An 18,722-nucleotide genomic window follows, 5' to 3' on the forward strand; every position below is an offset into this window, starting at 1 on the left:
CTCAAGGATCGGATGCTCCCACGACCCAGTCATCACAACCAGGCCCGAAGGGCAACTTCTCTATCTTACCCATCTCATCCGGCTTGTCAAGTCGGCGTGTCGAGCAGATCAGTGATCCGCTGCACAGCCAGACAAGCTGTAGAAGAGGTGAGTTTCCCATCCTAGACGCAAGCGCCTGTTCTCTCAAGTGAGAGTGGATCGGGAGTCGTTCTCCGCTTGAGGGGGGTGAAGCTCTAGGCTTTCTCCGCTTCCCTGTGGGGCGAACAAGTAATAAGTTACGGGGATTCCGGGGTTCTGGCAAATCGGGGCGCACCGCTCGGGCGTGTCGCAGGGGCTCCCGGATCGCCTTCGTCCCGGTCACAGGCGTTTTCCCGCCCGCGACGCGCCGGGGCTACGCTCGGCGCATGCCCACCTCACTGCTGCGACGCGTCTTCGAGGATCTGGCGATCACTCCCCCGGTGGACGTCGATGCCCCCGAACCGCGGGGCACCGTCCCCCTCCCCTCTCGGCTCGCGACGGACGAACTCGCCCGCTCCAGCGTCGCGGCGATCAGCGCCGTCGCGGGACGCGACCTCCGGACGATCGGCCTCGAGCGCATCGCCGTGGCGTATCGGAGCGATCGCTTCCTCACGATCGACGGCTCCTCTCCCCCGGTCTGGTCGCCGTTCTCCGGGTTCTGGTCAACTGGTGACGGTTGGCTCCGCACCCACGGGAACTACCCGCATCACGCGGCAGCCCTGCGTCGCGGCCTCGGCGTCGCGCCGAACGGTGACGCCACGGACGTGGCGGCCGCTCTCGCCCGTATCACCGCCGTCGACGCCGCCCGTGAGATCGCTTCTGCGGGTGGGCTCGCCGTCGTCGTGGAGCATGAACGTCCCGCGGTCGATCGTGCTCTGCGCACGACAGCACTCGTCGAGGTATCGCGTGACGGCACCCGCCCGTCGCTCGCAGACCTGTCGAGACCCCGGTCACCCGACGCTCCGCTCGCGGGGTACCGGGTGCTCGATCTCACACGCGTCATCGCCGGACCGGTGTGCACGCGCACGCTCGCCCTCCTCGGTGCCGACGTGCTGCGCATCGATCCTCCGCATCTGCCCGAACCGGAGTGGCAGCACCTCGATACCGGTCACGGGAAGCGAACGGCTCTCCTCGATGCCCGTTCCCCGCAGATGGAGGAGCTGCTGTCGTCCGCGGATGCCGTCGTGCTCGGATACCGTCCGTCGAGCATCGCGCGCCTCGGGCTCGATCCGGACGCGCTCGCGCGTCGGCATCCGCACCTGGTGATCGCCCAACTGAGCGCCTGGGGCGGCGAGCATCCGGACCGGGCGGGATTCGACAGTCTGGTGCAGGCAGAGTCCGGCATCTCCTGGATCGAGTCACGGGATGGGCGTGCGCCCGGCGCGCTCCCTGCTCAGGCGCTCGACCACAGCGCGGGATACCTGTTGGCCGCCGCCGTCTGCGTCGCTCTCCGTCGGCGCGAGCTCGAGGGCGGAAGCTGGATCATCTCGACCTCGCTGCGACGGATCGCCGCCGAACTGCTCGGGCTGCCCCGACACGATGTCCTCGCCGCCGAGCGAACGATCGACGGCTCAGGCCATACGACGCGGTTCTCCGTCGGCGGGCGGAGCATCGTGACCGTCGGCTCGGTGATTCCGGGATTCGACTTCGCAGCCCCGCGGCCCTGGGGACGGGATCAGCCGCGCTGGTGACGTGAGCGGCGCATCGCGAGTACGAGGCACAGCAGGATCGTGGCCGCTCCCCAGATCGCGCAGGCCGGAGGCAGCACCCGGTAGGCGAGGTGCTGCGCGGTGAACTCCGCGTCGAGTGGACCCCAGATCAACAGTCCCACGATCCACGATCCGATCAGGACGACGGGGAGCGACACCCACCAGGCGACGCGCACACCCTGCGGCACGCGGCGATCCAGGGTGGGTCGAGGCGACCGACGCCGCACCCAGACCAGCGCCCAGATGCCGATGATCGCCAGCCCGATCACGCTCGATCCGTGCTGCAGCCACTTGTAACCCGGTAGCGGGCCCCACATCTCGTCGAGCGCCGGGACCAGCTCGACGCCGGTACGCCCTTCGTGCGTGAAGAGGTCCCAGAGGATGTGCGAGATCACTCCGAGGATTAGCGACGCGGCGAGCAGCACCGGGTATGCCCGACGCCCACCGACTCCCACGGCCTCCCCCGCCGCCGCGAACGCCGAGCGATTCCACCCCTCGGGAAGCCGCCGCGCGACCCATGCCGGAACGAGCTCCGGCACGGCCGGACGCAGCACGACGCGCCACACGAGGAAGAGCACGAACGCGAGGAGCGCGGTCCAGACCACGTTCCCCGCGGTGTGGGTGAACTCGTAGTTCAGTCCCACGCCGCGGAGGAACAGCGGAAGGTCGGGGGTCATCGCCCCGATCGCGATCGCCGCCGGCACGAGCGGCGTCCGGACGAACGGAAGTGCGACCAGCGCGTGGCTGGGTGTGAACGGCATCCGTCCTCCTCGGTGTCGGCGCCGAGGCGCGACGGCACGGAACCGTCAGGCGATGAACACGCCGGCCAGGGTCTTCTTACCGCGACGGAGCACGGAGACCCCACCGGGGAGACCACCACGCACCGTGTCGTTCTCGTCTTCGACGCGCGCGCCGTCGATCGAGACGCCGCCCTGGGCGATCGCACGCCGCGCCTCGGAGAGACTCGACACCAGACCGGTCGAGACGAGTGCCTCGACCACTGGCGAGCCCAGCGCGACGGTCGTATTCGGGAGCTCCTCGAGCGCGGTCCGCAGCGTGGCCGCATCGAGTGCGGTCAGGTCACCCTGACCGAACAGCGCGTCAGATGCCGCGATCACCGCCGCCGTCGCCTCGACGCCGTGCACGGTCGCGCACACCTCGAGCGCGAGGCGCTTCTGCGCGGCGCGACGGAACGGTTCGGACTCGACGAGCGCCGCGTACTCCTCGATCTCGGCGCGCGAGAGGAAGGTGAAGACCTTCAGACGCTCGATCACATCGGCATCCGCGGTGCTCAGCCAGAACTGGTACATGCGGTACGGGCTGCACATCGATGCATCCAGCCAGATCGCATTGCCTTCGCTCTTGCCGAACTTGGTGCCGTCGCTGTTCGTGATCAGCGGGGTGCCGATCGCGTGCGCCGACGCCCCCTCGGAGCGCCGGATGAGATCCGTGCCGCTGGTGAGGTTGCCCCACTGATCGGAACCGCCGGTCTGCAGCACGCAGTCGTACTGGCGGTAGAGCTCGAGGAAGTCCATGCCCTGGAGGATCTGGTAGCTGAACTCGGTGTAGCTGATGCCCTCGTCGGAGTTGAGGCGGGCTGCGACCGCGTCCTTCTTGAGCATCGTGCCCACACGGAAGTGCTTACCGACCTCGCGCAGGAAGTCGATCGCCGAGAGCGGCGCCGTCCAGTCGAGGTTGTTGACGATCCGAGCGGCGTTGTCGCCCTCGAAACTGAGGTAGCGCTCGACCTGAGCACGCAGACGATCGACCCACTCGGCCACCGTCTCACGCGTGTTCAGTGTGCGTTCGGCCGTCGGCCGCGGATCGCCGATCAGCCCCGTCGACCCTCCGACGAGCCCCAGCGGCTTGTGACCGGCGAGCTGGATGCGGCGCAGCGTCAGCAGCTGCACGAGGTTGCCCAGGTGCAGGCTGGGTGCCGTGGGATCGAACCCGCAGTAATACGTGATGGGGTCTCCCGCGAGCAGGGCGCGCAGCGCCTCCTGGTCGGTGGACACGTGGACGAGGCCACGCCACACGAGTTCGTCCCACACGTTCTCGAACGTGGGGTCGATCGCCGGCGTCGCAGTCGTCAGAGCGGGATCAGACACGCTTTCCAGGCTATCAGCGCCGGATGCCTCACCCGTTCGCCGACCACCAGACGAGGAACGCCGCGCCGAGGGCGATCACCCAGCTGACGAGGCTGCCGACCAGGAAGTACTCGGCCCGCGCACCGGTCTCGCGTCCGCGCGAGATCTCGGGGAATCGCACGATGCCCTTGGCCGCGAGCATCGCCGCCAGGAGCGGGTACGCCGCAGCGAGCGTCAGCATGAGCACCAGGATCCGCTCGAGGGGGCCGATCAATCGCCCGCCCTGGAATGCACTACGCCGATCGATCGCCGCCGTCGGTTCGGATGCGGATGCCGATGACTCGCCGTCGGCCCGCTCCGCATCGGCGGGGGTCGGCTCGAGCTCTCGGCGCTCGACCGGGCGCCAGGTGTGTTCGCCGTCGAGAGCCGCGCGCACCACGAGGTTCGCGGATTCGAGAAGAAACGCCGCCGCACCGACCACCAGGACGGCGAGATCGAAGGAGATCGCGCCGACCGGCGAATCGAGGCGCCACACCTCGCCGATCAGGCCCGCGCCCGAGCGCTCGGGGAGAGTGACCACAGCGCCGACGCTGACGATGCCGAGCAGCACGGCCGGCCAGAACCCGGCGGGTGATGGATGGTCGTCGGGCATGCACCACACCCAGAGGCCACCGACCACGAGCGCAGCCAGCATCGGGAGCAGCGCATCGCCGACGCTGCCGAGCACGAGGAGCAGCACCGCGACCACCAGATAACCGATCCAGCGGCGCGCGGCGAACTGCCGCACGAGGTCGACGGCACCGACCGCGAGAAGGAGGAAGCCGGCGAGGATCATGCGATGTCACCGCGCAGCGTCGCCAGGCCGTCGATGAGCGCCTGGGCTCCGGCCCGACGCAGCGACTTGGAGACGCTGGGTTGGGTCACGCCCTCGATCTCGGCGAGTTCTTGCTGGGAGCGGCCCACCACGCGACCGTAGGTCAGCCGTCGCTCCCGCTCGCTCATCGCTCCCACCAGCTCGTCACGGACGAGGAGGTAGGCGTTCGATACCGCGATCGTCGACTCCATGACCTCATTCTGACCGGGGGCACCGACAATCCACGTGCGCGAGCGCGGGACCGCTCGTCGTTCGCGCTCGTGGGCGAGGTCGATCGCCTCACGTGCAGCCCACCATCCCGGCCCGTCGGGAAGCGCTCCGTGCGCGGAATCCACGCGGCGGACCTCACCCACACCGAGCCCGAACCGCAACCCGATGCCGTCGGGAAGCGCGAGATGGATCATCAGGAGCGACGTCATCGCCCCCTCGAGATCGCCATAGACGGCCTGCTGCTCGTCGCCCACTGTCGGGGTGAGGGGCTGCAGCGCCAGCGGGCGATCGCGCTCGGCCTGAGCGATCGCGTCGTCGAGTCGACGCTGGGCGACCCCGCGGTCGCTCAGCGAACGGGAGCCGACGATGTCGGCGATCACGGCGATGACCATGTGTATAACCGTACCACGCATATTCTTGAGTTATGCCTTTATGGGCTATATTCTCGAGATATGCCTGAATCGCAGAACGTGCAGAACGTCCCGTGGAGCGCCGGAACCTGGACCCATCCTCCCCTCTCGACCGAGAGCAGACAAGAGCTCATCGCCACCGCCGTCGAAGGAAGCGATGCCTGGCGGCACACCGCCTACGGATTCGTCCACGACACCGAGCACGCGCTCCTCGCCCCGCTCGCCGTCGGCGAAGCCATGGAGGTCACCTTCGACGCGCCCTGGACCGGAGAGTTCGATCAAGCCGGCGTGTTCGTGCGCATCGACGACGAGCACTGGATGAAAGCCGGCCTCGAGTACGCCGACGGGCACCTCGGCCTCGGCGCCGTCGTCACCGCCATCCGCTCCGACTGGTCCGTCGGGTACGTCGACGACTGGCTCGACACCGAGGTCACGGTGCGCGTGAGCCGGTGGGCGGATGCCCTGATCGTGCGTGCCCGCGCGGCCGACGGCCCGTGGCGACTCGTGCGGGTCGCCCCGTTCGACGGCGACGCCGCGGCATCCGCCGGGCCGTTCCTCGCCGGGCCGACGCGCAGCGGACTCGCCGTGCGGTTCTCCCGATGGACGCGGACACCCGCCGACACCGACCTGCACTGAGCACCGGGCTCCGGCCCACCGAGGCCGGAGCCCGGCTCAGATACCGAGCGCGTGCGCGGCGGCCTGTGCGCGGGCGACGAGTTCGGCGCGCTGCTCGGCCACGCGCACCGGAGCGGTTCCACCGATCCCCGTGCGCGAGGCGACGGAGCCCTCGATCGTGAGGACCTCGCGCACCTCCGGGGTCAGATGCGAGGAGACACCGGCGAGCAGCGCGTCGGACGCGTCCTCGAGACCGATCCCCTGCTCCTCGCAGGCGCGCACCAGCGCACCCGAGATCTCGTGCGCGTCGCGGAACGGCACCCGCCGCTTCACGAGCCACTCCGCGACATCCGTCGCGAGCGAGAAGCCCTGCGGTGCGAGAGCCGCCATCCGATCCGTGTCGAAACGCAACGTGGCGATCATGCCGGCGAAAGCGGGAAGCACGACCTCGAGGGTGCGAACCGAGTCGAAGACCGGCTCCTTGTCCTCCTGCAGATCGCGGTTGTAGGCCAACGGCAGTCCCTTGAGCGTCGCGAGAAGCCCCGAGAGATTTCCGATGAGGCGCCCCGACTTGCCCCGCGCGAGCTCGGCGATGTCGGGGTTCTTCTTCTGCGGCATGATGCTCGACCCTGTCGAGTAGCCGTCGTCGAGGGTCACGAAGCCGAACTCGCGCGTGTTCCAGAGGATGATCTCCTCCGACAGGCGCGAGACGTCGACACCGATCATCGCGGTCACGAAGGCGAACTCGGCGACCACGTCGCGCGCGGCCGTACCGTCGAGTGAGTTCTCGGCCGGACGATCGAGCCCCAGCTCCGAGGCGACGAGCGACGGATCGAGACCGAGCGTGGAACCCGCGAGTGCTCCCCCGCCGTACGGCGAGACGCCGGCCCGTCGACGCCAGTCGACCAAGCGCTCGAGCTCGCGAACCAGCGGCCAGCCATGGGCCTGCAGGTGATGAGCCAACAGCACGGGCTGTGCGTGCTGGAGATGCGTACGCCCCGGCAGGATCGCCTCGGGGTGCGCCTCGGCCTGCGCCACGAGCGCGTCGATCACCCGCAGGATGTCACGGGCGATCACCGCCGCGTGGTCGATGAGGTACATGCGCACGAGCGTCGCGATCTGATCGTTGCGACTGCGGCCGGCGCGCAGGCGTCCGCCCAGCTCCGGGCCGAGCTCGGCGATCAGCGCCTGCTCGAGCGCGCCATGGACGTCCTCATCAGTCGGCGCCGGGAGCAGCGTGCCGTCGGCGACCTTGCGCGCGACCGCGTCGAGGCCCGCGTGCATGCGCACCGCCTCCTCCGGCTCCAGATAGCCCGCCGCCTCGAGGGCCGTGGCGTGGGCATGCGAACCCGCGATGTCGTACGGGGCCAGGATCCAGTCGAAATGCGTCGACCGGCTCAGCTCCACGAGCTCGGGTGACGGACCGGTCGCGAACCGGGCACCCCAGAGAGCGCCCTCGTTCGTGCCGTCGCTCTTCGCGCCGCTCATGCGGATGCTCCGGCGAGGGCCGATGCCGAGCCGTTCTTACGCAGCAGCCACACCAGCAGCGCCTTCTGCGCGTGCAGGCGGTTCTCGGCCTCGTCCCACACCACGCTCTTCGGGCCGTCGATGACCTCGGAGTCGACCTCATATCCGCGATCGGCGGGAAGACAGTGGATGAAGATCGCCTCCGAGTCGGCGAGCGTCATCGTCTCGGGCGTCACCTTGTAGCCGCCGAGATCACGGATGCGCGCGATCTTCTCCTCTTCCTTGCCCATCGACACCCACGTGTCGGTGACGACGACGTCGGCGCCGGCCGCAGCCTCGACCGGATCGGTGTACAGCGTGATGGACCCACCTGTGTCGGCCGCTCGACGGTCGGCCGCCTCCACGACGTCCGCCCGTGGCGAGTAGTCCGCGGGAGAGGCGATGCGCACGTGCATGCCCGCCGTGACGCCGGCGAGTGCATAGGAGTGCGCCATGTTGCTCTGCCCATCGCCGAAGAACGTCAGCGTGAGCCCCGCGAGCTCGCCCTTGTGCTCACGGATCGTGAGCAGATCGGCGAGCAGCTGACAGGGGTGGAAATCGTCGGACAGCGCGTTGATCACGGGCACTCGGGTGCCCGCCGACATCTCTTCGAGTCCCGACTGCGCGTAGGTGCGCCACACGATCGCGGCGACCTGGCGCTCGAGAACCCGCGCGGTGTCCGAGGGAGTCTCCTTGCCGCCGAGCTGGCTGCTCGCGGTCGAGATGATGAGGGGCGATCCGCCGAGGTCGGCGATCCCGACCGCGAAGGAGACACGGGTGCGGGTCGACGACTTGTCGAAGATCACCGCGACCGTCTGGGGTCCGGCGAGGCTCTTGTCGGCCCACCGATCCTTCTTCAACTCGATCGCGAGATCGAGGATCTCGGCCTGTTCGGCGGGCGTGAGGTCATCGTCGCGCAGCAGATGGCGGGTCATGCGGATACCTTTCCGGGGAGCGTCGCGAAGACGTCGGAGAGCGTGGCCGCGAACAGCTCGCGGAACTCGGAGATCTCGGCGTCGCCGATCGTGAGGGCGGGCGCGATGCGCACCGTGTCGGGATTGGCCGCGTTGACGATGAGGCCGCGCTCCTGCGCCGCAGCGACCACCGCACCCGCGACCGGCTCGGCGAGGGCGACGCCGATCAGCAGACCGCGACCGCGCACACCCGAGACCAGCGGCGATTCCAATCCGAGGATCGTCTCGCGCAACTCCTCACCGCGTCGGGCGGCGTTCTCGACGAGCCCCGCGTCCTCGATCTCGGCGAGCACGGCATCCGCCACCGCGGTGGCCAGCGGATTCCCACCGAAGGTCGAGCCGTGCGAGCCGGGGGTGAACAGATCGCTCGCCGCGCCGTAGGTCACGAGCGCCCCGATCGGGAAGCCCCCGCCGATCCCCTTCGCGAGCGTGATCGCATCCGGGGTGATGCCCTCATGGCTGAACCCGAACCAGGCGCCGGTGCGCCCGGCACCGGTCTGGATCTCGTCGACGATGAGGAGCGCTCCGTGCGCGAGCGTCAGCGAGCGGGCGGCGGCGAGGTAGCCCTCGGGAAGCTCGACCACGCCGGCCTCGCCCTGGATCGGCTCGACGATGACCGCCGCGACGCGATCGTCCATCGCGGCTTCGAGCGCCTCGATGGTCGCCGGGATGTGCTCGACGCCGCCGGGCATCGGCTCGAACGGGGCGCGCATCGCCTCTTTCGCGGTCAGCGCGAGCGAGCCCATCGTGCGGCCATGGAAGCCGTTCTCGAGGGCGATGATGCGCGGACGCTCGGCACCGCCGTGCAGACGGGCGAGCTTGAACGCGGCCTCGTTCGCCTCGGCGCCGGAGTTCGAGAAGAACACCCGACCGTCGATCCCGGCCCCCGCCAGACGCTTGAGGCGTGCGGCGAGCGCGAGCTGCGAGGGGGTCGCGAAGTAGTTCGAGACGTGGGCGAGCGTCGCGGCCTGGCGAGAGACCGCTTCGACGAACACCGGGTGCGCGTGGCCCAGGGAGGTCACGGCGATCCCCGCGAGGAAGTCGAGGTGGCGTCGGCCCTCGGAATCCCACAGATAGGAGCCCTCGCCACGCGTCAGCAGCGCCAGGCGCGCTCCCGCGTTGAGTACGAGGTCGCGTTGCGCGTCGTCCTGCCAGATGGTCATCCTGCCACCACTTCCGTTCCGATTCCTTTGCTGGTGAAGAGTTCGACGAGCACCGAGTGCGGCACGCGTCCGTCGATGATCGCCGCGGCGTCCACTCCGCCCTCGACCGCGTCGAGGCAGGCGCGCATCTTCGGGATCATCCCCGACTCGAGACTCGGCAGCATGTCGATGAGGGCCGTCGACGTCAGATGGGACACAAGCGAATCGCGGTTCGGCCAGTCGGCGTAGAGTCCCGGCACGTCGGTGAGGATCACGAGTTTGCGGGCGCCGAGAGCGATCGCGAGCGCAGCCGCCGCCGCGTCGGCGTTGACGTTGAGGGAGTGCCCCGGGTGGTCGAGATCGGGCGCGATGCTCGACACGACGGGGATGCGCCCGGCGACCAGATGATCGATGACCGCCGTCGGATCGACCTGCACGACGTCGCCGACCCGCCCCAGATCGACCTCTTCACCGTCGACCATGACCCCGCGACGGCGACCGCCGAACAGGCCCGCGTCCTCACCGCTGAGCCCCGTGGCGATCGGGCCGTGGGAGTTGATCTTGGTGACCAGCTGCGGGTTCACCTGGCCGGTGAGCACCATGCGCACCACGCCGATCGCCTCGGTGTTGGTGACGCGATACCCGCCCTTGAACTCGCTGGGGATCTCGAGGCGTCCGAGCATGTCGGAGATCTGGGGGCCGCCGCCGTGCACGACCACCGGCTGCACGCCGACGTAGCGCAGATACGCGATGTCCTGCGCGAAGGCGTCCTGCAGTTCGTCCGACACCATGGCGTTGCCGCCGTACTTGACCACGACGATCTGGTCGCGGAACTTCTTCAGCCACGGCAGCGACTCGATGAGCGTCGTCGCCTTCTGCGCCGCCTCTTCGGCGGGAGTGTCCTGGATGTCGGTCATGAGGCGTAGGCGCTGTTCTCGTGCACGTAGTCGTGGGTGAGGTCGTTCGTGAGGATCGTGGCGGATGCCTCGCCCGAACGCAGGTCGATGACGAGGTTCGTCGCCCGAGGCGTCAGGTCGACATCTTCGCGCGGACGATCCGGACCGCCTGCGGTGCACACGCGCACGTCGTTCATCCAGACGTCGACGTCGTAGGGGTCGAACTGCGCGGACGTCGTGCCGATGGCGGCGAGCACCCGACCCCAGTTGGGGTCGTTGCCGAAGATCGCCGCCTTGAAGAGATTGTTGCGGGCCACCGAACGGCCGACCTCGACGGCATCCTGCTCGGACACCGCGCCGCGCACCTCGATCGTGATGTCGTGGCTCGCGCCCTCCGCATCGCCCTGCAGCTTGACCGCCAGTTCCTGGCAGAGCTCGCGCAGCGCCGAGCGGAACGCATCCAGGTCGGGCTTCACCCCGCTCGCCCCGTTGGCGAGGAGGGTGACCTGGTCGTTGGTCGACATGCATCCGTCGGAGTCGAGCCGGTCGAACGTGGTGCCGGTCGCTGCGCGGAGCGCGGCATCCGCCTCGAGCGGCTCGAGATCGGCATCCGTCGTCACCACGACCAGCATGGTGGCGAGTCCGGGAGCGAGCATTCCCGCGCCCTTCGCCATGCCGCCGATCGTCCATCCGTCGCCCTGCACGACCGCCGTCTTCGCGACGGTGTCGGTCGTCATGATCGCCTGGGCCGCGGCGTCGCCGCCGTCGGCGGACAGCGTGGCGATGGCCTGGTCGGTACCGGCGAGCACCTTCGCGCGGAACACCTCGTCACCGGTGCCGATCAACCCGGTCGAGCACACGAGCACGTCACCCGCGCTGATGTCGAGCAGCTCCGCGGCCTTCTCGGCCGTCTGGTGCGTGGTCTGGAATCCGAAGCTTCCGGTGAAGCAGTTCGCGCCACCGGAGTTGAGCACGACCGCCTCGACGACGCGATCGGCGATCACCTGCTGCGACCAGATGATCGGGTTCGCCTTGGCGCGGTTGCTCGTGAACACGGCGGCGCCGACCTTGCGCGGGCCGCGGTTGACGACGACGGCGACATCGGGCTTGCCGGTGGACTTGAGGCCGGCGGCGACGCCTGCCGCTTCGAAACCTGCGGGGGCGGTGACGCTCACGGGGCGACTCCGTTCACTGAGAGCGCGCGGTCCTCGGGGAGGCCGAGCGCGATGTTCATGGACTGGATGGCGGCGCCGGCGGTCCCCTTGACGAGGTTGTCGACCGCGGCGACCACCGTGACCCGATTCGCCGCACGGTCGATCGCAAGACCGATCAGCGCGGTGTTCGCACCGAGCACGTCGGCGGTGCGCGGGAACACGCCCTCGGGCAGCAGCTGCACGAAGGTCTCGTCACCGTAGGCGTTCTGCCAGGCGGCGCGGATGTCGACGTCGGACGCACCGGGCACGATCGGCGCGGTCGACGTCGCGAGGATCCCCCGCGACATCGGCACGATCACCGGGGTGAACGAGATGCGGATGCCGTCGCCCGATGCGCCGGTGCTCGCGGGCGCCGCTGCGGCGAGCGCCTGCCGGATCTCGGGGATGTGCCGGTGGGTGCCGCCCACGGCGTAGGGGTTCGCGGTGCCGAGGACCTCGCTGGCGAGCAGGTTGGTCTTCAGGCTCTTGCCCGCACCGGAGGGGCCGACCGCGAGCACCGAGACGATGTCGCCCGGGTCGATCACACCGGCGGCGACCCCGGGGGCGAGGCTGAGGCTGACGGTGGAGGCATTGCAGCCGGGAGCAGCGATGCGTGTGGCACCGCGCAGGCGCTCGCGCTGCTTCGTTCCGTCGACGAGGAGCTCGGGCACGCCGTAGGTCCAGGCATCGTGGAAGGGGCCTCCGTAGAACGCGTCCCAGGCGTCCTGCGACGTCAGACGGTGATCGGCACCGGCGTCGATGACGAGCGGAACGTCGCCCAGCGCATCCGTGTACTGCCCGGACTGTCCGTGCGGGAGCGCGAGCACGACGATGTCGTGACCCGCGAGGATCTCGGGCGTGGTGTCCTGCAGGGTGAGGTGCGCGAGGGAGCGCAGGTGGGGCTGATGCTGGACGAGCGGCTGTCCGGCGTTCGAGTGCGCCGTGACGGTGCGGATCTCGATGTCGGGGTGAGCGGCGAGGAGGCGGAGGATCTCGCCGCCCGCATAGCCGGATGCGCCGGAGACGGCGACGGAGTACGTCATGCTTCTACCTTAACGGTCGGGGCTGTCGGGGACCGGGGCGGCGACACCGGTGCTCGACCATCGTCCGCCGGGATCGGCAGGCAGGAGCGCGGGGTCGCCTAACGTCGGCGGTCGCGGCGTCGGCGCACCGGAGCGGCGCTCGGGACGAGCGTCGAGACAGCGGAAGCGGCCGAAGGCATGTCGCGACGATAGCGCGCCCTCGACGGCATCCGCAAATCCGTCACGTCACCGAGCGTCACTCGAGCTCGGCGAGGAGTTCCACCTCTTCCGCGCGGCTGAGCCCGGCGCGGCGCGGACGATCCACACCGCGCAGGAGCTCGTCGGCCACGACCCGCGCGGCCGTCGCGTCGAGCGGGCTCAGCGCGCCCCCCGTCGCGAGGAACCTCTTGTTGCGACGGGTCATGAATCCGGTCATGTCGACCGGCAACCAGAGCGGCAACGAGCGCACGCCCATCCAGTACTCCACGCTGCGCGCGCGCAACCACTCCTCGCTCGCCTCGCGCACGCCGCCGGTGTGTCCGGCGGCGCCGCGCACGATCTCGAGCATGTCGGCGAGCGGGATGCTGTCGCCGACCGCGTTCACCGCGCCGACGGCTCGCGAGGAGGCGACGTACGCGGCGAGGTCGTCGACGTCGACGATCTGCGCGGTCCGGCCGGCCAGGGGCGGTACCAGCACCGGTCGCTCCCCCGCCCGTGCGAACGCCGCCGCCCAGTAACCGAAGCGGTCGCTCGGGTCGCCCTCGCCCACGATCAGACCGGGTCGCACGATCAGCGCCCGATCGCCCAGCGCGGCGACGGCATCCTCCGCCGCCGCCTTCTGCGCACCGTAGTCGGCATCCTCCGCGCGGGAGGACGGATGCCGTGGCGCGCTCTCGTCGGCGCCCACCGTCTCGTCGTCGGCGTACACCGAGACGGACGACACGAAAGTCCAGCGGGCGGCGCGGTCTCCGAGCTCGTCGACGGCCCGGGCGACCTGGAGCGCCGAGGACGAGACGTCGACCACGAGGTCCCATTCGCCGTCGAGCGCCGCGTACGGATCGGCGCCGGTCCGGTCCCCGACCACGAGCGTCGCCCCCGGCGGCACCGGGCGGGCCCCCCGCGCGAGGCAGGTCACGGCGGCGCCCTCGTCGAGGAGTCGGCGGGCGATCCGGCTCGACAGCCATCCGGTGCCGCCGAGGATCAGGGCCTTCGTCATGACACCAGCACACCAGGATCGGCGCGCCGACGGAAGCGCATCCGCTCAGAGCAGAGTGTCGGATGCGCCTGACACGATGGGGCCATGCTCACGACCCTCGCCGTCTCCGGCTACCGCTCGCTCGTCGACGTCGTCGTGCCGCTCGATCCGCTCACCGTGATCACGGGGGCGAACGGCACGGGCAAGTCGAACCTCTACCGCGCCTTGCGCCTGCTCGCGGCGACCGGCCACGGCCGCGCGGTCGCCGCCGTCGCACGGGAGGGAGGCCTCGATAGCGTGCTGTGGGCGGGCCCCGAGACGCCGCAGGGTGAAGGAGCCCAGGGCACACGGCGCAGCCGACCGATCTCGGTGCGCCTCGGCATCGCCGCCGACGAGGTCGGGTACCTCATCGACCTGGGCCTGCCGCAGACCGACGCGCGCAGCCTCTTCACGCGCGACCCGGAGATCAAACGCGAGCAGTTGTTCAGCGGCCCGTTCGCGCGGCCGGGAACGCTGTTCGTCGATCGTCAGCGCGGCGGCGTGCGGGTGCGGGGCGACGACGGCTGGGAGTCGGTGGATCAGCCGATGGGACCGGGCCAGAGCGTGCTGCTCGACCTCGTCGACGGCACCGCGCGGTGGGAGACGGCATCCTTGCGCTCCCGGATCGCCAGCTGGCGCTTCTACGACCACTTCCGCACCGACGCGTCCGCCCCCGCGCGACAGCCGCAGGTCGGAACGCGCACGCGCTGGCTGAGCGACGACGGCTCCGACCTCGCCGCCGTGTGGGCGACGACGACGGAAGCCGGACGCGGCGCTCCGCTCGACGAGGCCGTCGACCGCGCCTTCCCGGGATCACGCGTGCAGATCTCCGTCACCGACGGCTCGTTCCGGTTGCAGCTGCGGCAACCCGGGTTGCTGCGCCCGCTCGACGCCGCCGAACTCTCCGACGGCACGCTCAGGTACCTGCTGTGGTGCGCGGCACTGCTGCCCGCCGACCCGCCGCCGCTCCTCGTCGTCAACGAGCCCGAGTCGAGCCTGCACGAGAGCCTCATCGATCCTCTCGGCTCATTGCTCGCTCATGCAGCGTCCCAGACGCAGGTGATCGTCGTCACCCACTCGGCACCCCTCCGCCGCGCACTCGCCGAGGCGGGCGGGTCGGTCGTCGAGCTCGAGTCGAACGGCTACGGAACCCGTGTGCGCGATCAGCTGCCGCTCGAGCGTCCGAGCTGGCACTGGCCGTCGCGCTAGCGGGAACGCTGCGCGACGGCCAGTGCCTGCGAGGGGATCGTGTGGGACTCAGTCGCGGAGAGCCGCCCCGAAGCGCTCGGCGGCGACGGCGACGCCCGCGAGCTTGGCTTCGCTGGCCTCGGCCGCCGTGAGAGTGCGATCGTCGGCGCGGAAACGCAGGGCGAAACTCAGGCTCTTCGAACCCGAAGGAACGCCCTCGCCGCGGTAGTCGTCGACCAGGCGCACTGATTCGAGGAGCGCACCCGCGCCCTCGGCGAGTGCTGCCTCGACGTCCGCGGCCGGAACCTCGATCGGCACAGCGAGCGAGACGTCCTGCGTCGCGGCGGGGAAGGTCGAGAGCGATGCGGCGACGATGCGCTCGCCCGCGAGGGAGAGCACGAGATCGAGATCGACCTCGAGCACGGTCGCTCGCCCAGGGAGATCCGCATCCGCGGTGACAGCGGGGTGGAGTTCGCCGACGTAGCCGACGACCCGATCCGCGACGCGCAGGTCGCCCGTGCGTCCCGGGTGGAGGGCGGCTCGCGTGCTCTGCACGACGTCGATCTCGACGCCTGCGGCCGTCGCGATCACGCGCACGGCGTCGAGAGCATCCGAGAGCCCGGCCGCCTCGGCCGGACGTCCCGGCTGGCGCGGGGTCGCGTTCCCGGTCAGGAGAGCGGCGAGGAAGCGGTTCTGCGGCGGGATCGATGCGTTCAGCTCGGCGAGGGTCTCCTCCGAGGGGCGCTCCCCGAGTGGCGGAACCTCATCCGTGCCGTAAGTCGTCCCGGCTTCGGGCAGGAACACCGCACCCGTGTCGAAGATCGCGAGGTCGGTGAGTCCGCGTGAGATGTTGCGGTGCGCCGTCTGGAGCAACCCCGGCACCAGCGAGCGTCGCAGGAACGGCGCCTGGCCGTCGAGCGGGTTCGCCAGCCGGATGCTGGGCAGGTGCTCTCCCGTCGCCGATCCGTGGAGGTCGTTCTGCGCCTCGGTCGTGAACGGGAAGGCGGGGGTCTCGACGAAGCCCGCGGACGCCAGGGCGTTCGCCACCCGGCGGCGGCCCTGCTGGTGCGCGGTGAGTCCGCGGCCCGACGGCGGCGTGGGAAGCACCGAGGGGATGCGGTCGAGGCCGTGGATACGGGCGACCTCTTCGGCGAGCGTCCACTTGTCGGTCAGATCGGGACGCCAGGTCGGAGGGATGACGGTCCACCCGTCTTCGGCAGCGGTCACCTCCGCACCGATCGTGGTGAGGGCGCCGGTGATCTCGGTCTCGGTGTAGTCGACGCCGATCAGGCCCTCGACGAAGCCTGCGGGCAGGTCGATCTCGCCGACGAAGACCTCGGCGAAGAGCGCGCCCCCCTCGTCGGTGAGCGTGCCGCCGGCCAGCTCGACCATGAGGTCGGCCGCACGACGGGCCGCCACGAACGGGATGAGCGGGTCGACGCCGCGCTCGAAGCGCTTGGACGCCTCGCTGGGCAGCTTGTGCCGGCGTGCGGTGCGCGCGATCGTGGTGGGATCGAACGACGCGGCCTCGATGAGGACATCGGTCGTCGTGTCGCTCATCTCGGTCGTGCCGCCGCCCATGACGCCGGCGAGGCCGATGGGTCCGGATTCGTCGGTGATGAGCAGATCCTCGACGTGGAGCGTGCGCTCCTGGCCGTCGAGAGTCGTCATCTTCTCGCCCGCCCGAGCGCGGCGCACCGTGATGCCGCCCGTGAGCTTGTCGAGGTCGTAGCCGTGCAGCGGCTGGCCGAGTTCGAGCATGACGTAGTTCGTGATGTCGATCAGCACGCCGAGCGAGCGCATGCCCGCGAGCGAGAGCCGCGCGATCATCCAGGGAGGTGTCGGGCGGGACGGGTCGACCCCGCGGACGACCCGGGTCACGAACTCGCTCGCGCCCACACGTCCGCGCACGGGCGCCTGATCGTCGACGATCGCGACATGGCCGGTGCCCGGCTGCAGCTCGGCGAAGTCCCGCTCGGCCGGGTCGCGGAACTCCGCTCCCGTCGCGTGCGAGTACTCACGGGCCACGCCGCGCAGGGAGAAGGCGTACCCGCGGTCGGGCGTGACGTTGATCTCGACCGCGACGTCGTCGAGCCCGAGGAGGGCGATCGCGTCGGTACCGACCGGGGCGTCGATCCCCAGGTCGGACAGCACGAGGATGCCGTTGTGCTCGTCACCGAGCCCGAGCTCCCGCGCCGAGGCGATCATGCCGTCCGACACGTGCCCGTAGGTCTTGCGGGCCGCGATCGGGAACGGGCCGGGCAGCACCGCGCCCGGGAGCGTCACGATGACCTTGTCTCCGGCGACGAAGTTGTGGGCGCCGCAGACGATGCCGCGCACGCCGCCGTTCGCCTCGCCGACGTCGACCTGGCACCAGTTGATGGTCTTGCCGTTGGACTGCGGTTCGCCCTCGAGCGAGACCACCTGTCCGACGACGACGGGACCCGTGATGTCGAAGCGGTGCACGTCCTCCTCTTCGAAGCCGACCGTCACCAGTGCCGCAAGGACGTCCTCGGGGGACGCATCCGCTGCCACATCGACATACTCACGCAACCACGAAAGCGGGACGCGCATCACACCACCATCCCGTACTGCTCGCTGAATCGGACATCGCCCTCGGCCATGTCACGCATATCCTGCACATCGCTGCGGAACATGAGTCCCCGCTCGATGCCCATGCCGAACGCGAAGCCGCTGTACACCTCGGGATCGATCCCGGCCGCACGCAGAACGTTCGGGTTGACCATGCCGCAGCCGCCCCACTCGATCCACCGTGCGCCGCCCTTGAAAGTGGGGTGCCACAGATCGAGCTCGGCGGAGGGCTCGGTGAAGGGGAAGTAGTTGGTGCGGAAGCGCATCTTGGCCTCGGGACCGAACAGCTGCTTCGCGAAGTGGTCGAGCGTGCCCTTGAGGTGCGCCATCGTGATGCCCTTGTCGATCACGAGACCCTCGAACTGGGTGAACACCGGCAGGTGCGTCGCATCGAACTCGTCGGTTCGGTAGACGCGCCCGGGGCAGAGCACGTAGATCGGCACCTCGCGGTCGAGCATCGAGCGCACCTGGACGGGACTCGTGTGCGTGCGCATGACGAGGTGTCGCGAGGCGGGGTCGACGTAGAACGTGTCCTGCTCCTGCCGGGCGGGGTGGTCGACGTCGAAGTTGAGCGCGTCGAAGTTGAACCACTCGTGCTCGAGTTCGGGACCCTCCGCGATCTCCCATCCCATGCCCACGAAGATGTCGCAGACCTGGTCCTGGAGCAGGGAGAGCGGATGCCGCGCACCGACGCGCGTGCGCGACGGCACCGCCGTGATGTCGATGCGTTCGGCTTCGAGGCGCGCCGCGACCTCGGCGGCAGCGAGCTCGGCCTCCTTGGCGGCGAGCGCCTGCGTGACCTGACCGCGCCCCTGGCCGACGAGCTTGCCGAAGGCGGCCTTGTTCTCGGGGGCGACCTGACGCATCGAGGCGTTCAGGACGGCGAGGGGCGAACCGTCGGCCACGTGGGCGGCACGGGCCGCCTTGAGCTCGGCGGTGTCGGTCGCTGCGTTGATCGCTGCCAGGGCTGCGGCGACGGCTGCTGCGACCGCTTCCGGGGTGATTTCTGGAGTCTCGGACACGAGAGACGAGTCTACCGGCGCGGGGTGGCG

Annotated in this window: 16 protein-coding genes; 3 read left to right on the forward strand and 13 right to left on the reverse strand. The window is 70.0% G+C overall.

The genetic code is table 11. The annotated features are described in order from the left end of the window. The first annotated feature begins 404 nt into the window (after positions 1 to 404). Complete coding sequence (locus ACTJKK_RS05065) at positions 405 to 1,709, forward strand: CoA transferase (RefSeq protein ID WP_440747206.1); 1,305 nt, start codon at positions 405 to 407, stop codon at positions 1,707 to 1,709. Here the strand turns inward: ACTJKK_RS05065 and ACTJKK_RS05070 are convergent. Genes ACTJKK_RS05070 through ACTJKK_RS05085 form a run of 4 tightly spaced genes read right to left on the reverse strand, consistent with a single transcriptional unit; the run spans position 1,694 to position 5,290 of the window. Further along, positions 1,694 to 2,488 (reverse strand): DUF4184 family protein, encoded by a 795-nt coding sequence (locus tag ACTJKK_RS05070; RefSeq protein ID WP_440747207.1) that lies wholly within the window; start codon positions 2,486 to 2,488, stop codon positions 1,694 to 1,696. The genes ACTJKK_RS05065 and ACTJKK_RS05070 overlap by 16 nt on opposite strands. A gap of 45 nt (positions 2,489 to 2,533) precedes the next feature. Further along, positions 2,534 to 3,835, reverse strand: a complete 1,302-nt coding sequence (gene tyrS, locus ACTJKK_RS05075) for a tyrosine--tRNA ligase (RefSeq protein WP_247634412.1) — start codon at positions 3,833 to 3,835, stop codon at positions 2,534 to 2,536. A 28-nt stretch (positions 3,836 to 3,863) separates the two neighbouring features. Beyond that, a complete protein-coding gene (locus ACTJKK_RS05080) occupies positions 3,864 to 4,649 on the reverse strand; it encodes a hypothetical protein (RefSeq protein ID WP_440747208.1) in 786 nt (261 codons plus the stop codon). Beyond that, positions 4,646 to 5,290 (reverse strand): SatD family protein, encoded by a 645-nt coding sequence (locus ACTJKK_RS05085; protein ID WP_247634410.1) that lies wholly within the window; start codon positions 5,288 to 5,290, stop codon positions 4,646 to 4,648. The genes ACTJKK_RS05080 and ACTJKK_RS05085 overlap by 4 nt, the downstream gene beginning before the upstream one ends. A gap of 60 nt (positions 5,291 to 5,350) precedes the next feature. On the opposite strand from ACTJKK_RS05085, the gene ACTJKK_RS05090 reads away from it, so the two are divergent. Next, positions 5,351 to 5,944 (forward strand): DUF1349 domain-containing protein, encoded by a 594-nt coding sequence (locus ACTJKK_RS05090; protein WP_440747209.1) that lies wholly within the window; start codon positions 5,351 to 5,353, stop codon positions 5,942 to 5,944. A 36-nt stretch (positions 5,945 to 5,980) separates the two neighbouring features. Here the strand turns inward: ACTJKK_RS05090 and argH are convergent, their stop codons facing one another. The 7 genes from argH to ACTJKK_RS05125 form a co-directional block, all read right to left on the reverse strand. Continuing rightward, a complete protein-coding gene (gene argH / locus ACTJKK_RS05095; protein WP_440747210.1) occupies positions 5,981 to 7,411 on the reverse strand; it encodes an argininosuccinate lyase in 1,431 nt (476 codons plus the stop codon). Continuing rightward, positions 7,408 to 8,364: an ornithine carbamoyltransferase gene (gene argF / locus ACTJKK_RS05100; protein WP_440747211.1), complete on the reverse strand. Its 957-nt coding sequence runs from the start codon at positions 8,362 to 8,364 to the stop codon at positions 7,408 to 7,410. Before argF ends, argH begins: the two co-directional genes overlap by 4 nt. After that, positions 8,361 to 9,566 carry an acetylornithine transaminase gene (locus ACTJKK_RS05105; protein WP_440747212.1) on the reverse strand — a complete coding sequence of 402 codons (1,206 nt, stop codon included), beginning with the start codon at positions 9,564 to 9,566 and terminating at the stop codon, positions 8,361 to 8,363. Before ACTJKK_RS05105 ends, argF begins: the two co-directional genes overlap by 4 nt. Next, positions 9,563 to 10,462 (reverse strand): acetylglutamate kinase, encoded by a 900-nt coding sequence (gene argB / locus ACTJKK_RS05110; RefSeq protein WP_247634407.1) that lies wholly within the window; start codon positions 10,460 to 10,462, stop codon positions 9,563 to 9,565. The genes ACTJKK_RS05105 and argB overlap by 4 nt, the downstream gene beginning before the upstream one ends. Next, positions 10,459 to 11,616: a bifunctional glutamate N-acetyltransferase/amino-acid acetyltransferase ArgJ gene (gene argJ, locus ACTJKK_RS05115; RefSeq protein ID WP_440747213.1), complete on the reverse strand. Its 1,158-nt coding sequence runs from the start codon at positions 11,614 to 11,616 to the stop codon at positions 10,459 to 10,461. Before argJ ends, argB begins: the two co-directional genes overlap by 4 nt. Beyond that, complete coding sequence (argC, locus tag ACTJKK_RS05120; protein ID WP_440747214.1) at positions 11,613 to 12,677, reverse strand: N-acetyl-gamma-glutamyl-phosphate reductase; 1,065 nt, start codon at positions 12,675 to 12,677, stop codon at positions 11,613 to 11,615. Before argC ends, argJ begins: the two co-directional genes overlap by 4 nt. Positions 12,678 to 12,912: 235 nt before the next feature. Continuing rightward, the gene (locus ACTJKK_RS05125; RefSeq protein ID WP_440747215.1) at positions 12,913 to 13,872 is read right to left on the reverse strand and encodes an NAD-dependent epimerase/dehydratase family protein; all 960 of its coding nucleotides are present in this window, start codon (positions 13,870 to 13,872) and stop codon (positions 12,913 to 12,915) included. 84 nt (positions 13,873 to 13,956) lie between these two features. Between ACTJKK_RS05125 and ACTJKK_RS05130 the strand changes: the two genes are divergently transcribed. Continuing rightward, complete coding sequence (locus ACTJKK_RS05130; protein WP_440747216.1) at positions 13,957 to 15,099, forward strand: AAA family ATPase; 1,143 nt, start codon at positions 13,957 to 13,959, stop codon at positions 15,097 to 15,099. 48 nt (positions 15,100 to 15,147) lie between these two features. On the opposite strand, the gene pheT is transcribed toward ACTJKK_RS05130, so the two are convergent. After that, positions 15,148 to 17,652, reverse strand: coding sequence for a phenylalanine--tRNA ligase subunit beta (gene pheT / locus ACTJKK_RS05135; protein ID WP_440747217.1), 2,505 nt, complete (start codon positions 17,650 to 17,652; stop codon positions 15,148 to 15,150). Next, complete coding sequence (gene pheS, locus ACTJKK_RS05140; RefSeq protein ID WP_440747218.1) at positions 17,652 to 18,692, reverse strand: phenylalanine--tRNA ligase subunit alpha; 1,041 nt, start codon at positions 18,690 to 18,692, stop codon at positions 17,652 to 17,654. Before pheS ends, pheT begins: the two co-directional genes overlap by 1 nt. Positions 18,693 to 18,722: the final 30 nt, after the last annotated feature.

The organism is Microbacterium sp. 22179 (assembly GCF_052045715.1).
Taxonomy (GTDB): Bacteria; Actinomycetota; Actinomycetes; order Actinomycetales; family Microbacteriaceae; genus Microbacterium; species Microbacterium galbinum.

Excerpts from the sequence above, each read along its gene's own strand:
- pheT (WP_440747217.1), bottom strand. The coding sequence starts at position 17,652 with ATGCGCGTCCCGCTTTCGTGGTTGCGTGAGTATGTCGATGTGGCAGCG.
- ACTJKK_RS05085 (WP_247634410.1), bottom strand. The coding sequence starts at position 5,290 with ATGGTCATCGCCGTGATCGCCGACATCGTCGGCTCCCGTTCGCTGAGC.
- ACTJKK_RS05065 (WP_440747206.1), top strand. The coding sequence starts at position 405 with ATGCCCACCTCACTGCTGCGACGCGTCTTCGAGGATCTGGCGATCACT.
- argF (WP_440747211.1), bottom strand. The coding sequence starts at position 8,364 with ATGACCCGCCATCTGCTGCGCGACGATGACCTCACGCCCGCCGAACAG.
- argC (WP_440747214.1), bottom strand. The coding sequence starts at position 12,677 with ATGACGTACTCCGTCGCCGTCTCCGGCGCATCCGGCTATGCGGGCGGC.
- ACTJKK_RS05080 (WP_440747208.1), bottom strand. The coding sequence starts at position 4,649 with ATGATCCTCGCCGGCTTCCTCCTTCTCGCGGTCGGTGCCGTCGACCTC.
- argB (WP_247634407.1), bottom strand. The coding sequence starts at position 10,462 with ATGACCGACATCCAGGACACTCCCGCCGAAGAGGCGGCGCAGAAGGCG.
- argH (WP_440747210.1), bottom strand. The coding sequence starts at position 7,411 with ATGAGCGGCGCGAAGAGCGACGGCACGAACGAGGGCGCTCTCTGGGGT.
- ACTJKK_RS05125 (WP_440747215.1), bottom strand. The coding sequence starts at position 13,872 with ATGACGAAGGCCCTGATCCTCGGCGGCACCGGATGGCTGTCGAGCCGG.
- ACTJKK_RS05090 (WP_440747209.1), top strand. The coding sequence starts at position 5,351 with ATGCCTGAATCGCAGAACGTGCAGAACGTCCCGTGGAGCGCCGGAACC.
- ACTJKK_RS05130 (WP_440747216.1), top strand. The coding sequence starts at position 13,957 with ATGCTCACGACCCTCGCCGTCTCCGGCTACCGCTCGCTCGTCGACGTC.
- ACTJKK_RS05070 (WP_440747207.1), bottom strand. The coding sequence starts at position 2,488 with ATGCCGTTCACACCCAGCCACGCGCTGGTCGCACTTCCGTTCGTCCGG.
- ACTJKK_RS05105 (WP_440747212.1), bottom strand. The coding sequence starts at position 9,566 with ATGACCATCTGGCAGGACGACGCGCAACGCGACCTCGTACTCAACGCG.